The organism is Streptomyces sp. Root1310, from assembly GCF_001426425.1.
Taxonomy (GTDB): Bacteria; Actinomycetota; Actinomycetes; order Streptomycetales; family Streptomycetaceae; genus Streptomyces.
Map to the genome: position 1 here is coordinate 523,374 of NZ_LMEQ01000030.1, position 14,636 is coordinate 538,009.

Consider the following 14,636-nt stretch of genomic DNA (forward strand, 5'->3'; position numbering starts at 1 on the left):
CCGCTGCGGGTCACGCGGCTCACGGAGAGCGGAAGGCGCCCAGGAATCGCTGAGGACGAATCGAGCGTGTCCCTCCGGCCCGAGCCGGGGCAGGGAGTGCCCCGGGTGCTCCGGGCACCGCGCCGGGCGCACGTCCGGGCGTCACCACCGGGCCCGGCCCGCTCGCTGCGGCCGCGAGACGAAAGGCAGACGCATGACGGAGATCCGACCGGCCACCACCACCGACTCGGGCGCCCCGGCGGAGAGTGACGAACACTCGCTCACCGTGGGCCCCGGGGGACCGATCCTGTTGCAGGACGCCTATCTGATCGAGCAGATGGCGCAGTTCAACCGGGAGCGGATCCCCGAGCGCCAGCCCCATGCCAAGGGAAGCGGTGCCTTCGGCCACTTCGAGGTGACGCACGACGTCAGCGCCTACACCAAGGCGGCCGTGTTCCAACCGGGCACGCGTACCGAACTGGTCACGCGCTTCTCGACCGTGGCCGGCGAGCGCGGCAGCCCGGACACCTGGCGTGACCCGCGCGGCTTCGCGGTGAAGTTCTACACCAGCGAAGGCAACTACGACATGGTCGGCAACAACACGCCGGTGTTCTTCGTGAAGGATCCGATGAAGTTCCAGCACTTCATCCGCTCGCAGAAGCGCCGCGCCGACAACAACCTGCGCGACCACGACATGCAGTGGGACTTCTGGACCCTTTCCCCGGAGTCCGCCCACCAGGTCACCTGGCTGATGGGAGACCGCGGCATCCCGCGGACCTGGCGCCACATGAACGGCTACACCTCCCACACCTATATGTGGATCAATGCCGAGGGCGAGCGGTTCTGGGTGAAATACCACTTCAAGACCGATCAGGGCATCGAGTGCTTCACCCAGCACGAGGCCGACCAGATGGCCGCGGTGGACACGGACTACCACACGCGTGATCTCTTCGAGCACATCCGGGACGGCGACTTCCCCAGCTGGACGCTGCATGTGCAGGTCATGCCGTACGGCGACGCGGCGGGCTATCGATTCAATCCCTTCGACCTCACCAAGGTGTGGCCGCACGGCGACTACCCGCTCATCCCGGTCGGGCGCATGACGCTCGACCGCAATCCCACCGACAACCACGCCGAGATCGAGCAGGCGGCCTTCCAGCCCAACAACCTGGTGCCCGGCATCGGACCGAGCCCGGACCGTATGCTCCTGGCCCGGCTGTTCTCGTACGCGGACGCGCACCGCTACCGCATCGGCGCCAACTACCAGCAGCTTCCCGTGAACGCACCCGTCGTCGACGTCCACACGTACTCGAAGGACGGGGCGATGGCCTACCGCAAGACGACGGATCCGGTCTACGCGCCGAACTCCAAGGGCGGTCCCGAGGCCGATACCGCCCGCTTCGGCAGCCCGCCCAGCTGGGAGGCCGACGGCGAGATCACCCGTAGTGCCTATGTCTCCCACCCGGAGGACGACGACTGGGGGCAGCCCGGCACCATGGTGCGCGAAGTCCTCGACGACGCCGCCCGCGACCGCCTGGTCGACAACGTCGTGGGACATCTCCTCAACGGTGTCACCGAGCCGGTCCTCGAGCGTGCCTTCGCGTACTGGTCGAACATCGACGAATCCATCGGCAAGCGCATCGAGGACGGGGTGCGGGCCAAGGCGGACGAGAAGGATCCCAAGGCCGCCGAACAGGGCAATCCCGCACGACGGGCCATGCAGCACAAGGCGTGAGGTCCACTCGGCAGCGCCAAGTGGCGCCCGAGCTCTCGGACGAGCAGGCCGCCGACGCCGAGCGGCACGCCGTCGAGGGCCGGGTGCCCGGACGTGTCATTGTCGGTTCCCGACGAGGCCGCCCCGACGGCCCGGCGAGGGGTGCCGCCACCCCCGCGGGGCCGTCCACGACACACCAGGAAAGCTCATGATCTTCATCACCGCCCGGTTCCGTGTCCTTCCCCAGCACGCGGACGACTGGCCCGACATCACCCGAGGCTTCACCCTGGCGACGCGCGACGAGCCCGGGTGTCTGTGGTTCGACTGGTCGCGCAGCGTCGACGACCCTGCCGAGTACGTGCTGACCGAGGCGTTCCGCGACGACGAGGCTGGTGCGGCCCACGTCTCCTCCGAGCACTTCGCCGCGGCCTGCGCCGAGCTGCCGTCGTACCTCGCCGAGACGCCCAGGATCGTGAACGTGACCGTCCCGCAGAACGACTGGTCCCTGCTCGGGGAAATGGCGGTGGGGGACGACCGCTGACGCGCTTCTCCCTTCATGAACGCCGGATCGCGACGGGCCTGCCGTGCGAGCCGTGATCGACTCCGGTTCCGTGTCCGTGGAACCTGGGACGTGTCGGCCCGGTTCGCCGCGATCTGCCGGCTGGGGCTGTCCACGGCGGGTGCTTCGGCGTGCTCGCACGTCTGACCACGACGGCGACGGTCACAGCGGCCGACGCACCCGCCAGGAGATGGCCGCGGCTCAGGAGACGGCCACCACCACGTTGAACCACGGCGTGCTGAGCGACCTCAGCGGCGAGTCCAGCTTCTGGAGGTTGAGGCGGTAGGTGCCGGCCGGCAGCACCCCGCCGCCGGGCAGCGGTCCCAGGGGCAGGTAGCGCCCGTTGGCCGCACCGGCGCGGTTGTAGGTCCACACGCCCGCCGAGGTGTGCATGATCGTGTAAGCCCCGCGGCTCAGCGACGGGTTGACGGCGGACCGCCTGGTCGCGTCCAGGGCGAAGGAGGCGCCCGCGTACGACGGCACGCGCGCGGGCCGGGTGAGGGTGAAGCTGAAGTACCGGTTGGCGTAGCCGGCGCCGGACGTGAGCGGCGGGCAGTTGACCGCGACGACGGTCCGCCCGGTCACGTTCCCCAGCGAGATCGGGTTGCTGTACGAGCCCGAGCCGAACAGTCGACGGCAGTCGTACTGGTAGGTCGCCGCCGAGGCCGGCGGGGCGGCCACCAGTGCCGTCGCGGCGGCGGTGACGACGGCCGCCGCGACGACGCCCGCCCGGCGCGACAGCCGTCCGAGCGTCCTGTCGATGAGTGTCATGAGCAGTCTCCCCCTCTGCGGGCCCGGGTCCCGGACCTTGGTGAACAGCGGATCCGGCGCCGAATCTAGGGCCGCCGTCAGCCGTCCGGTGGGTGGTGACCGATGCACGGAAGGAAGAGATCACCGATGACGGTGCGTGGGAGTAACGGCCCACCGGGAGACGCGGGTTGATCGTGTGGGCTCCGCCGGAGCCCGGCACGGGCGGCCGCCGGGCCGCGAGCGGACCCGGCTTCGTCCGGCCCATCGGCCCGTGCATACTCGGGCTCTGCGCACGCACCCGCGTTCGCGAGAAGAGAAGAAGGAGGTGGGCGATGGTGTCGACACCGGGGGCCGAGCCCCGGAAGATCACGATCAACGACGTGGCCAGGTCCGCCGGAGTGTCCCGGCAGACCGTTTCGCGGGCCCTCAACGACAAGGGCGAGATCGACGGCGACACCAAGCAGCGTGTGCTCGACGCGGCGCGCGCGCTCGGCTACCGTCCGAGCCGATTCGCCCGGGGGCTGGTCCGCCAGGACACCATGACCATCGGGCTGGTCATCCCCGACCTGCTCAACCCCTTCTTCACCGAGGTCGCCGCCGGCGCCCTGGAGGCGGCCAGAACCCGCGGCTGGCACGTGGTCGTGTACGCCACCGCGGACCGGGCGGACGAGGAACGCGGCACACTCCAGGTGATCACCTCGCAGGTGGACGCGGTCATCGGCTACTTCAGCTGCTCCGAGAGCGAGCTGGAGTCGTACACCCGGGGCATGCCGGTGGTGCTCATCGGCCGTGAGGGCCGCAGCACGCGGTTCAGCTCGATCCGGATCGACGGCGAGCGGGGCGTCCGGGCCGCGGTGGCGCACCTGGTCGCGCAGGGGCACGCCCGCATCGGCATGCTGGACCACCGGACCCGCGCCGAGCCCAGCATCCGGTACGACTGGTTCACGGCGGCGGCGCGGGAGCACGGGGTCGACCCCGGCCTCGTCGCCGATGCCGACCAGACGGCCGACGGGGGAGGCCGGGCGCTCAGAACCCTGCTCGCCGCTCGTCCCGAGGTCACCGCGGTCTTCGCCTTCAACGACATCATCGCCGTCGGCGCACTTCGCGAGGCACGCAGGCTCGGCCGTAGCGTCCCGCGGGATCTGGCGGTGATCGGCTTCGACGGCCTCCAGCTCGGGGCGCTCGTCGAACCCCCGCTGTCCAGCGTCGCCCTCGACACGCGCAAACTCGGGGCACTCGCCATCGAGCAGCTGGCCCGCCTGCTGTCGGGGCTGGGCACGTCCGAGGCGGACGACCTGGTCGTGCACGCGGAGCTGCGCCTGAGCGGATCGGCCTGACGTCGCGGCCTGACGTCGCGGCCTGACGTCGCGGACGGCTGTCCGCCCCGAATGTCTTGACATGGCTCCGCGCCCGAGCGCAGACTTCCGAACATTCCACCCCACACTTCGACATTCATCTGCAGGAATCCTGAAGGCAGCCCCGTGAACGCTCCCGTGAACGCTCCCGTGAGCGCTCCCGTGAACGTTCACGGGAGCGCTCACGGGACGGTGGGAAAGCCGCACGGCAAGCCAGTCGCCCGCCGGTCGGTGCTCTCTGCCGACCGCCGGATCCCGGTCGTCACCAAGAAGGAGTCGTGACCTCTTGCTCTCCGAGTTCTCCCCCCATGTTTCGGACACCGCACCGGGCCGTGGTGCGCTCCGCCGGGCGCGCTCGTGGCTGCACTCGGACGCGCCCGCCCGCTCGCTGAACGGGCCCTGGCGATTCCGGCTGTCCCCCACGGCTTCCGTGTCGGAGGACTTCGCGGCCGAGGACTTCGACGACCGGAACTGGGACGACCTGCCCGTGCCCTCCCACTGGGTGCTCGAAGGCGACGGGGCCCACGGCCGTCCGATCTACACGAACATCCAGTTCCCGTTCCCCATCGAACCACCGCACGTCCCGGACGAGAATCCCACCGGCGACCACCGCCGCCACTTCGACATGCCCGCCGACTGGGCGGACGCCGAGCGGGTCCTGCTGCGGTTCGACGGTGTCGAGTCGCTCTTCCGGGTGTGGGTCAACGGCGTGGAGATCGGCAGCGCCGCCGGCAGCAGGCTCGCCCACGAATTCGACGTGACGTCCGCGGTGCGCCCGGGCGGGAACGTCGTCGCCGTACGGGTGTACCAGTGGTCGGCGGCCAGCTACGTCGAGGACCAGGACCAGTGGTGGCTGCCGGGCATCTTCCGTGACGTCACCCTGATTGCCCGGCCGGCCGGCGGCCTGGAGGACGTCTGGCTGCGGACCGGGTTCGCCGACGGGCACGGCAGGGTCGACGCGGAGATCACCGCCGAGCCGACGGCCTACCCGGTCACCCTGCGCATCCCGGAACTCGGCATCGAGCGCACCTGGTCCGACCCGGCCGAGGTGGCCCCCTTCGACATCGCCGACGTGGAGCCCTGGTCGGCCGAGCGGCCGCGGCTGTACGAGGTGACCGTGTCGACGGCCGCTGAGACGGTCACCCTGCGGGCGGGCTTCCGCACGGTCGAGATCCGCGGCGACCTGTTCCTCGTCAACGGCCGTCGCGTCGTGTTCCACGGCGTGAACCGCCACGAGACCCATCCGCTGCGCGGCCGTGTCTTCGACGAGGAGCACGCCCGCGAGGATCTGGCCCGCATGAAGCGGTTCAACGTGAACGCGATCCGCACCAGTCACTACCCGCCGCACCCGCGGCTGCTCGACCTCGCCGACGAACTCGGATTCTGGGTCGTCCTCGAATGCGACCTCGAGACGCACGGCTTCGAGAAGCTGGACTGGGTCGGCAATCCCAGCGACGACCCGGCCTGGCGCGCGGCGTACCTCGACCGCATCGAGCGCACCGTCGAACGCGACAAGAACCACCCCAGCATCGTGCTCTGGTCGCTCGGCAACGAGGCGGGCACCGGCAGCAACCTCGCCGCCATGTCGGCGTGGGTCCACGCGCGCGACGCCGAACGCCCCGTGCACTACGAGGGCGACTACACCGGTGAGTACACCGACGTCTACTCGCGCATGTACGCCTCGGTACCGGAGACCGAGCAGATCGGCACCGACGGATCCCGCTTCCCGCTGCTCCACTGCACTCCCGCGCAGGGCGCCCGGCAGCGCACCAAGCCGTTCCTGCTGTGCGAATACGCGCACGCGATGGGCAACGGGCCGGGGGCGTTCGACCAGTACGAGGCGCTGGTCCACCGGTACCCGCGGCTGCACGGCGGCTTCGTCTGGGAGTGGCGCGACCACGGCATCGCGACCACCACCGCGGACGGGACCCCGTACTACGCGTACGGCGGTGATTTCGGGGAGGTCGTGCACGACGGGAACTTCGTCATGGACGGCATGCTGCTGAGCGACGACGTCCCGACGCCGAGCCTTCACGAGTTCAAGGCCGTGATCCAGCCGATCGGCTTCACCTTCGACGGCGACACGGTGACGATCGCCAACCTGCGGCACACCGCGGACACGTCCGACCTGCGCTTCCGCTGGCGGGTCGAGCACGACGGCACGCCCGTCGAATCCGGCTGTCTGGACGTCCCGGCCGTCGTGGCGGGCGACTCGGGCCGGGTCTCGCTGCCGAGGATCCCGGTGGCGCCGGACGCCGAGACCTGGCTCACCGTCGAGGCGGTGCTGGCGGCCGCAACCGCGTGGGCAGACGAAGGGCACGTGGTCGCGACCGCCCAGCTGGACCGCTCACCTCACCGTCCCGTCCGAGCCGTGCGCGCCCGGACCGGTTGGAAGCCCGGCGACGGAACGCTGACGCTGGGCCGCGCCGAGTTCCTCGACGGCTCCCTCACGCGTCTTGGCGGCCGCGAGGTGACGGGCCCGCGGCTGGAACTGTTCCGTGCGCCGACCGACAACGACGAGGGCGCGTGGGGCGACGTCGCGGAGAGCGACGCGCACATCGCCGGGGTGTCCAACGCCGAGCTGTGGCGGCGTGACGGCCTCGACCGGCTGACCACGCGCCGGGTGTCCGTGGAGCACGCTGCCGCGGCCCTGCGCACGGTCGACAAGGTCTCCGCGGCCGACTCCGGAACGTGGGTGATGGTCGAGTCCGTCTGGTCGCTGGAGGGCGACGAGGTCGAGCTGCGGGTGGAGATCGAGCCGTCGCGCGGATGGCACACGGTGTGGCCGAGGATCGGGATCCGTTTCGACCTGCCCGACGGTGACGCTCCCGTCGACGGGGCCGCGTGGTTCGGCCTCGGCCCGCTCGAGTCCTATCCCGACAGCCTGCGTGCGGCACGCACGGGCCGCTTCTCCGCCACGGTCCGCGAGCTGGCGGTCGACTACGCGCGTCCCCAGGAAACCGGACACCGCTCCGCACTGCGCCGGTTGACGCTGACCAGCGCCGACACCGAAGTGCTGCGCATCGAGGCGCTCCCCGACACACGCGGACGCCGGCCCGGGTTCACCCTCAGCCGGCACACCCCCCAGGAGATCGCCCGAGCGGCACATCCGTTCGAACTGCCGAGTTCGACGACGAGCCACCTGATCGTCGACGCCGCCCAGCACGGGCTCGGCTCGCGCGCGTGCGGCCCCGACGTGTGGCCCGAGTACGCCCTGCGCCCGGAATCCCGCACGATCAGGCTGCGCATCACCTGATCCGCCACCGGGGGCCCGCACCGCACGAGGACCACCGTGCGGTGCGGGCCCCGGCAGTTGACCACCGATCTGCCTCGACCGCCGGCTTGCGCTGGAGTGCGCTCCAGGTCGTAGCGTCGCAGACACCACGGAGCACGAAGCCCGCCCCGCCCGGGGCCTCTCACGGGATGCCGGGCGGCTGGATTCGTCGCTAGATGGATGGAGGGCTCCGTGCGGTCCGGTCCGAACGACGAACGAGTTTGCAGAGAAAGGCTGGGACACGGCATGCAGAAGCGCAGTCTGCGGGACCTCCAGGTATCGGCCATCGGCCTGGGATGCATGGGGATGTCCGCCTTCTACGGATCCACCGACCGGGCGGAGAGCATCGCGACCATCCGGCACGCCCTCGACCTCGGGGTGAACTTCCTCGACACCGCGCAGGTGTACGGCCCGCTCACCAACGAGTCGCTCCTCGGTGAGGCGATCCGGGGTCATCGCGAGGAGTACGTGATCGCGACGAAGTTCAACTACCGGATGGACAACGCGGTACCCGGCGACATCAGCACGGTCGGCGCCCAGGACGGCTCGGCCGAGCACGTCCGCAGCTCGGTCCACGGCTCCCTGGAGCGGCTGGGGACCAGCCACATCGACCTGTACTACCAGCACCGCGTCGACCCGAAGGTACCCATCGAGGAGACGGTCGGCGCGTTGGCCGAGCTGGTCGCCGAGGGCAAGGTGCGGCACATCGGGCTGAGCGAGGCGAGCGCGGAGACCATCCGGCGCGCCCACGCCGTGCACCCGATCACCGCGGTGCAGAGCGAGTACTCGCTGTGGTCGCGGGACGTGGAGGCCGAGGTGCTGCCCGCCTGCAGTGAGCTGGGCATCGGTTTCGTGCCGTACTCGCCGCTCGGCCGCGGTTTCCTCGCCGGGAGGTTCACCTCGCCTGACGAGCTGGACGCGGACGACTGGCGCCGGGAGAACCCGCGCTTCCAGGACGCCAACCTGTCGGCGAACCTGCGCCTGGCGGCGAAGGTGAAGGAGATCGCCGCCGAGAAGGACGTGACCCCGGCCCAACTGGCGATCGCCTGGGTGCTGGCCCGGGGGGAGCACCTGGTGCCGATCCCCGGCACCAAGCGCCGCGCCTACCTTGAGCAGAACGCCGGCGCGGTGGACATCGTGCTGACCGGGGAGGATCTGGCCCGTATCGACGCGGAGCTGCCCGATGCGGCGGGCGAACGGTACGACGAGGCGGGCATGCGAGCCGTCGACCAGTAGCCGGGCGGACGCCGGCGGCGGCTGACGGTTCCGCCGGCGATGCCGAAGCCGACGACCGCATGCCGATCCCCCGAGTACGGGGCTCTACAGCCGCACTGTGGTGCCGGGTTCGAGGCGGCTGATCGGGGTGCCGGTCAGCCCGTTCTCGCCCAGGAGGTGGGCGGTGGACTGCTGGCCGAGGTCGCTGAGCATGAGTTCGTGGATCTGGATGATGCGCTCGGGCTTGACGGCGCGGACGAAGTCGGCGGCTTCGCCGAGCTTGGTCCACGGGCCGCTGGTCGGCAGCAGGAGCGTGCGCACGGGGGCGTCGGGCGCGAAGTAGGAGTCGCCGGGGTGGTAGAGGGCTCCGTCGTCGACGAGGTAGCCGATGTTGTCGGGGCAGGGGATGTCGGCGTGGATCAGCGCGTGGCGGTGGCCGTGGACGGTGGCGGTGAGGGAGCCGACGGTGAGCGTGTCGCCCGCGGCCACGACGTGGACGCGGCCGTTCCGACTGCCCAGGGCGGCCGCGACGGCGGCGGTGCCGTAGACCTGTAGGTCGGGCCGGGCTTCGAGCGCGGCGGCGACGAGCTTCTCGTCGAAGTGATCGAAGTGTTCGTGGGTGATCAGCACGGCGTGAGCCCGGGAGACGGCCTCTGCCGCGTCCGGGGTGAAGGCGCCGGGGTCGATGACCAGGCGGGTGTCGTCCTTCTCGAGCGTGACGCAGGCGTGGGCGTGCTTGGTGAGCTGCACCGCGGGTCCTTCCGGTACGAACGATTTCCTACAATGAAACTGTACACCTTGACTGTAGATAATCCTCGACGGAGGGGGCTCGCTCAGGACGGAACAACGCACCCAAGCTGTACAGCCTGGGTGATGGACATGAGTAGGCTGACGCCATGGACGACAACCGGCTGGCCGAAGAGCTCCGCCTGACCATCGGACAGCTCGTGCGTACGGTGCGCACCGCCGACACCATGCCCCCCGGCGAGGCCGCCGTCCTGGGCTACCTGGACCGCAACGGCCCGCTGACCACCGCCGAGGTCGCTCAACAGCGCGGAGTCACCCACCAGTCGGCCGCCAAGGCGGTCAAGGAACTCATCGGCCAGGGCTGGGTGCGGGCCGAGGCCCACCCCAGCGACGGCCGCAAACTCCTGCTCCACCTCACGCCCGCGGGAGGGGACCGCCTGGCGGAGGAGCGCCGACGCCGAGCCGACTGGCTCGGCACCGCGATCGACGACGTCCTGAACTCCGACGAGCGAGAGACGCTCGCCGCGGCGCTGCCCCTGCTGTCCCGCCTGACCGCACGGCTGAAGGCCAAGTAGGCCGGACCCTGGTGCGGGGGTTCTCGCCCGGGAACGCGCCGCAAGCGGCCCTGATGCTCAGTGGTCCGCGCAGCAGGGTGTCGGTTCGGGTGCCTCGAACGGGACCAGGGTGCCGCCCGTGGCGGGCATCGCGGTGAGCACCAGTTCACCGCTCTGCCACAGCGGACGTACATGACTGTGCGACAGGCGGCCGCTCGCCCCGCACGAGGTGGGTGCAGCCGAACCCCCCTTCGGTGAGGAGGAGTTCGGCCGCGAACGCGCGGAGCAGGTGGTCGGAGGCGCGCAGATCGCGGAGCCCCGCATCCACGGGAACGGAACGCGTCGACCGACGAGATGGGACCCGCGCGGGCGCGAGACGGGACCGGCGCGGGCGCGAGCCGCAGCGGCGACACCATCGCGTGCGCCCCGCCGTGCAACGGTGCCCACCCCCGTCCACGGCACGTGGTTCCGGCACGGCGGGCGTGGCGGACGGCGGGTGTCGTCAGGACTCGGCGTCAGGACTCGGCGTCAGGACGGGGCGTGACGGGGCGTCAGGATAGGGCGTCAGGACGGGGCGAGGACGCAGAACTCGTGGCCCTCCGGGTCGGCCAGGCACGTCCACGGGACGTCGCCCTGGCCGAGGTCGAGGTCGGTGGCGCCGAGGGCGCGCAGCCGAGCCACCTCTGCCGCCCGGTCGTCACCGGGGTACGGAAGCAGGTCGAGATGGAGGCGGTCCGGCACGGTCTTCACGTCGGGCGTGCGGAGAAACTCGAGAAACGGGCCGCCGGCACCCTTGGCGGAGCGCAACGACGCATGATCGTCGGTCACGTCGAGCACGGTCCAGTCCGTCGCCTCGCCCCAGAACCGGGCCATGGCCCGCGGATCCGTGCAGTCGACCACCACGGTGGCGATCGGCCCGGTGTCCCGGTAGATCTCCCGGGGCTCCAGCACGCAGAACTCGTTGCCCTCCGGGTCGGCGAGGACCGTCCACGGCACCTCGCCCTGGCCCACGTGGACGGGCGTCGCGCCGAGATCCTGGAGGCGTGCGACCAACTCCGCCTGATGGGCCGCGGAGGTGGTGGCCAGATCGAGGTGCACACGGTTCTTCGTCGACGTCTTGGGTTCCGGGACGGGAACGACGTCGATGCCGAGGGCGATCGGGTCGGGCCAGACGAGGCCGCCGGCGGGTCCGACGTAGGTGGTGACACCGGGGCTGTACGCGCTCCAGCCGAGCGCCTCCGCCCAGAACCGGCCGACCGCCGAGCTGTCGACAGCCTTGATGTTCACTTGAACAGGTCGCAGGGGCATGCCGTCGATCTTATGCGTCCGCTCCGCGATGATCGCCGCAGGCGCCGTCGCCCTTCTCTGTGGTCAAGCGGGAGCCGTCGGCGGCCGCCCTCGCCCACGAGCCGACGCCGTCACGGACGCCTCGACCTGGACATGCGGTCGGGCCGACGGCGGCCCGGAGGCTCGCCAGGGCCTCGCCTCCCGGCACGCCGTCAACATGTCAAGGGATGCGGCGAAAGAAGGTCCGGAAAGATTTCAACTTTCGAAGGCTTGCCGAGACTGAGAACTCATCAGTTAAATCAAGACGTGAACTAAGCGTCGCAGCAGTGACCTTGGCGTTTCGCCGCGGATGCTGCCGATGCTCCGTGTCCTTTTCCCGACGCACCCGCAGGGACCTTCATGAGACTCAGATCCCTGGGTGTCGCGCTCGCCGCCACGGCAGCGCTGATCACCCTGCCCACCATCCGGCCACCGGCGGCCGTGGCCGCCGACACCAACCTGTCCCAGGGCAGAACGGCAACGGCATCCTCGAACGAGAACGCGGGCACGCCCGCGCCCTACGCGGTCGACGGCGACACCGGCACCCGGTGGTCCTCGGCCGCCACCGACGACCAGTGGCTGCAGGTCGACCTCGGAACCGGCGCCACGATCAGCCAAGTCGTCGTCAACTGGGAGGCGGCCTACGGCAAGGACTACAAGGTCCAGGCCTCCTCCGACGGCGCCACCTGGACCGACCTGCGCACGGTCACCGGCTCGGACGGCGGCACCGACACACTCGCGGTCTCCGGCCAAGGCCGTTACGTACGTCTGCAGGGCGTCCACCGGGCGACGCAATGGGGCTACTCCGTCTGGGAGTTCCAGGTGTTCGGCAGCACCGGCGGAACGCCTCAGCCCGGTACCTGCTCGACGGCCAACTCGGCGCAGGGCAAGACCGCTTCGGCGTCCTCGACGGAGAACGCCGGCACACCCGCCGCCGCCGCGTTCGACGGCAACGACTCCACCCGCTGGTCCAGCCAGGCCTCGGACCCGCAGTGGCTCCGCGTCGACCTCGGCTCGTCCCAGGACATCTGCGGGATCGACCTGAACTGGGAAGCCGCGTACGGCAAGGACTTCCAGATCCAGTCCTCCGCCGACGGCCAGAGCTGGAACACCCTCAGGACCGTCACCGGCGCGACCGGCGGTCGCGCCTCCTACGACGTCAGCGGAACGGGCCGTTACGTCCGCGTTCTGGGGACCGCCCGCGGGACGGCCTACGGCTACTCGCTCTGGGAGTTCGGCGTCCACACCACGTCCGGCGGCACCGGAGGTCCGGTCCAGGGCGGCGGCGACCTCGGTTCGAACGTGATCGTCGTCGACCCCTCCACACCCAACCTCCAGCAGAGGTTCGACCAGGTCTTCGCCCAGCAGGAATCCGCGCAGTTCGGCTCCGGTCGCTACCAGTTCCTGCTCAAGCCGGGAACGTACAACGGCATCAACGCCCAACTCGGCTTCTACACCTCCATCTCCGGCCTCGGACTGAACCCCGACGACACCCAGATCAACGGCGACATCACCGTGGACGCGGGCTGGTTCAACGGCAACGCCACGCAGAACTTCTGGCGTTCGGCGGAGAACCTGGCGATCACACCGTCCAACGGGACCGACCGCTGGGCCGTCGCCCAGGCCGCGCCGTTCCGCCGCATTCACGTCAAGGGCGGCCTCAACCTCGCCCCCAACGGCTACGGATGGGCCTCCGGCGGCTACATCGCCGACTCCAAGATCGACGGCACGGTCGGCCCCTACTCCCAGCAGCAGTGGTACACCCGTGACAGCTCCGTGGGCGGCTGGACCAACGGCGTGTGGAACATGACGTTCACCGGAGTCCAGGGCGCCCCGGCGACCAACTTCGACACCGGCCCCTACACCACGCTGGACACCACCCCGATCTCCCGCGAGAAGCCGTTCCTCTACCTCGACGGCAACGACTACAAGGTCTTCGTCCCCGCCAAGCGCACCAACGCGCGTGGCGTCTCCTGGCCCGCCAACGCCGGGACCTCGCTCCCGCTCAGCCAGTTCTACGTCGTCAAGCCCGGCGCGACGGCCGCCACCATCAACACCGCACTGGCCCAGGGCCTGAACCTGCTGTTCACGCCCGGCGTCTACCACCTCGACCAGACGATCAACGTCACCCGCGCCGACACCGTGGTGCTCGGGCTGGGCCTGGCGACCATCGTGCCCGACGGGGGCGTGGACGCCCTGCACGTCGCCGACGTCGACGGCGTGCGGCTGGCCGGATTCCTCATCGACGCCGGCGCGACCCGCTCCGACACCCTGCTGCAGATCGGTCCCGCCGGAGCCGCCGCGGACCACTCCGCCAACCCGACCACCATGCAGGACGTCTTCATCCGCGTCGGCGGCGCGGGCCCCGGCCTGGCGACCGACTCCGTCGTGGTCAACAGCGACGACGTCGTCATCGACCACACCTGGCTGTGGCGTGCCGACCATGGCGAAGGCGTCGGCTGGGAGACCAACCGGGCCGACTACGGACTGCGGGTCAACGGTGACGACGTCCTGGCCACCGGCCTGTTCGTGGAGCACTTCAACAAGTACGACGTCGTCTGGAACGGCGAGCGAGGGCGCACGATCTTCTTCCAGAACGAGAAGGCCTACGACGCCCCCAACGCCGCCGCCATCACGCACGACGGCATCGTCGGATGGGCCGCCTACAAGGTCGCCGACACGGTGGCCGTGCACGAGGCGTGGGGTCTGGGCAGCTACTGCAACTACACCTCCGATCCCTCGATCGTGCAGCGCCACGGCTTCCAGGTCCCGGTCAAGTCGGGCATCAGGATGCACAACCTCCAGGTGATCTCCCTGGGCGGCAAGGGCCAGTACGCCCATGTCATCAACGACACCGGCGCCCCGACCTCGGGGACGGACACCGTGCCGTCGAAGGTGACCTCGTTCCCGTGATCCACGGGAAGGACGGCGCATCGCACCGTTGAAACCGTTGCCGGGGCCATGAATCCGTGGCCCCGGCAGCGGGCTGACGGCGCGCCGACGAGGCCGGTCCTTCGGCCGAAGGCCACACCGGGCTGTGTGCTGCGGCCGGACCGTGTGCTCGGTGCGCAGCGCGAAGGCCGGTGCGGCACCGGGTGCTGGGCGCACGCCGCCGGTGTCGAGGGACGGGTCGACAACGGCGAGATCCTCGAAGCGGCAGGCC

At 70.4% G+C, this 14,636-nt stretch carries 10 protein-coding genes; 7 read left to right on the plus strand and 3 right to left on the minus strand.

All coding sequences use genetic code 11. The annotated features are described in order from the left end of the window. The first annotated feature begins 193 nt into the window (after nucleotides 1–193). Together ASD48_RS29565 and ASD48_RS29570 are read left to right on the plus strand one after the other, a co-directional pair. Nucleotides 194–1,714 carry a catalase gene (locus ASD48_RS29565; RefSeq protein WP_057604799.1) on the plus strand — a complete coding sequence of 507 codons (1,521 nt, stop codon included), beginning with the start codon at nucleotides 194–196 and terminating at the stop codon, nucleotides 1,712–1,714. A 187-nt stretch (nucleotides 1,715–1,901) separates the two neighbouring features. Continuing rightward, a complete protein-coding gene (locus ASD48_RS29570; RefSeq protein ID WP_057604800.1) occupies nucleotides 1,902–2,234 on the plus strand; it encodes a putative quinol monooxygenase in 333 nt (110 codons plus the stop codon). Nucleotides 2,235–2,453: 219 nt separating this feature from the next. On the opposite strand, the gene ASD48_RS29575 is transcribed toward ASD48_RS29570, so the two are convergent. Further along, on the minus strand, nucleotides 2,454–3,023 hold the full coding sequence (locus ASD48_RS29575; protein ID WP_057604801.1) for a hypothetical protein: 570 nt from the start codon (nucleotides 3,021–3,023) through the stop codon (nucleotides 2,454–2,456). Nucleotides 3,024–3,334: 311 nt separating this feature from the next. Here ASD48_RS29575 and ASD48_RS29580 point away from each other — a divergent pair, with 311 nt between their 5' ends. The 3 genes from ASD48_RS29580 (at nucleotide 3,335) to ASD48_RS29590 (ending at nucleotide 8,867) form a co-directional block, all read left to right on the plus strand. Further along, nucleotides 3,335–4,339, plus strand: coding sequence for a LacI family DNA-binding transcriptional regulator (locus ASD48_RS29580; RefSeq protein WP_057604802.1), 1,005 nt, complete (start codon nucleotides 3,335–3,337; stop codon nucleotides 4,337–4,339). A gap of 304 nt (nucleotides 4,340–4,643) precedes the next feature. Further along, the gene (locus tag ASD48_RS29585; RefSeq protein WP_057604803.1) at nucleotides 4,644–7,613 is read left to right on the plus strand and encodes a glycoside hydrolase family 2 TIM barrel-domain containing protein; all 2,970 of its coding nucleotides are present in this window, start codon (nucleotides 4,644–4,646) and stop codon (nucleotides 7,611–7,613) included. Nucleotides 7,614–7,877: 264 nt separating this feature from the next. Beyond that, nucleotides 7,878–8,867 carry an aldo/keto reductase gene (locus ASD48_RS29590; RefSeq protein ID WP_057604804.1) on the plus strand — a complete coding sequence of 330 codons (990 nt, stop codon included), beginning with the start codon at nucleotides 7,878–7,880 and terminating at the stop codon, nucleotides 8,865–8,867. Nucleotides 8,868–8,951: 84 nt separating this feature from the next. Here the strand turns inward: ASD48_RS29590 and ASD48_RS29595 are convergent, their stop codons facing one another. Beyond that, a complete protein-coding gene (locus ASD48_RS29595; protein ID WP_057604805.1) occupies nucleotides 8,952–9,596 on the minus strand; it encodes an MBL fold metallo-hydrolase in 645 nt (214 codons plus the stop codon). 146 nt (nucleotides 9,597–9,742) lie between these two features. Between ASD48_RS29595 and ASD48_RS29600 the strand changes: the two genes are divergently transcribed. Further along, a complete protein-coding gene (locus ASD48_RS29600; protein WP_057604806.1) occupies nucleotides 9,743–10,168 on the plus strand; it encodes a MarR family transcriptional regulator in 426 nt (141 codons plus the stop codon). A 543-nt stretch (nucleotides 10,169–10,711) separates the two neighbouring features. Here ASD48_RS29600 and ASD48_RS29605 read toward each other — a convergent pair. Further along, a complete protein-coding gene (locus tag ASD48_RS29605) occupies nucleotides 10,712–11,455 on the minus strand; it encodes a VOC family protein (protein WP_057604807.1) in 744 nt (247 codons plus the stop codon). A gap of 378 nt (nucleotides 11,456–11,833) precedes the next feature. Here ASD48_RS29605 and ASD48_RS29610 point away from each other — a divergent pair, with 378 nt between their 5' ends. Continuing rightward, nucleotides 11,834–14,386, plus strand: a complete 2,553-nt coding sequence (locus ASD48_RS29610) for a discoidin domain-containing protein (protein WP_057604808.1) — start codon at nucleotides 11,834–11,836, stop codon at nucleotides 14,384–14,386. The last annotated feature ends 250 nt before the right edge of the window (nucleotides 14,387–14,636 follow it).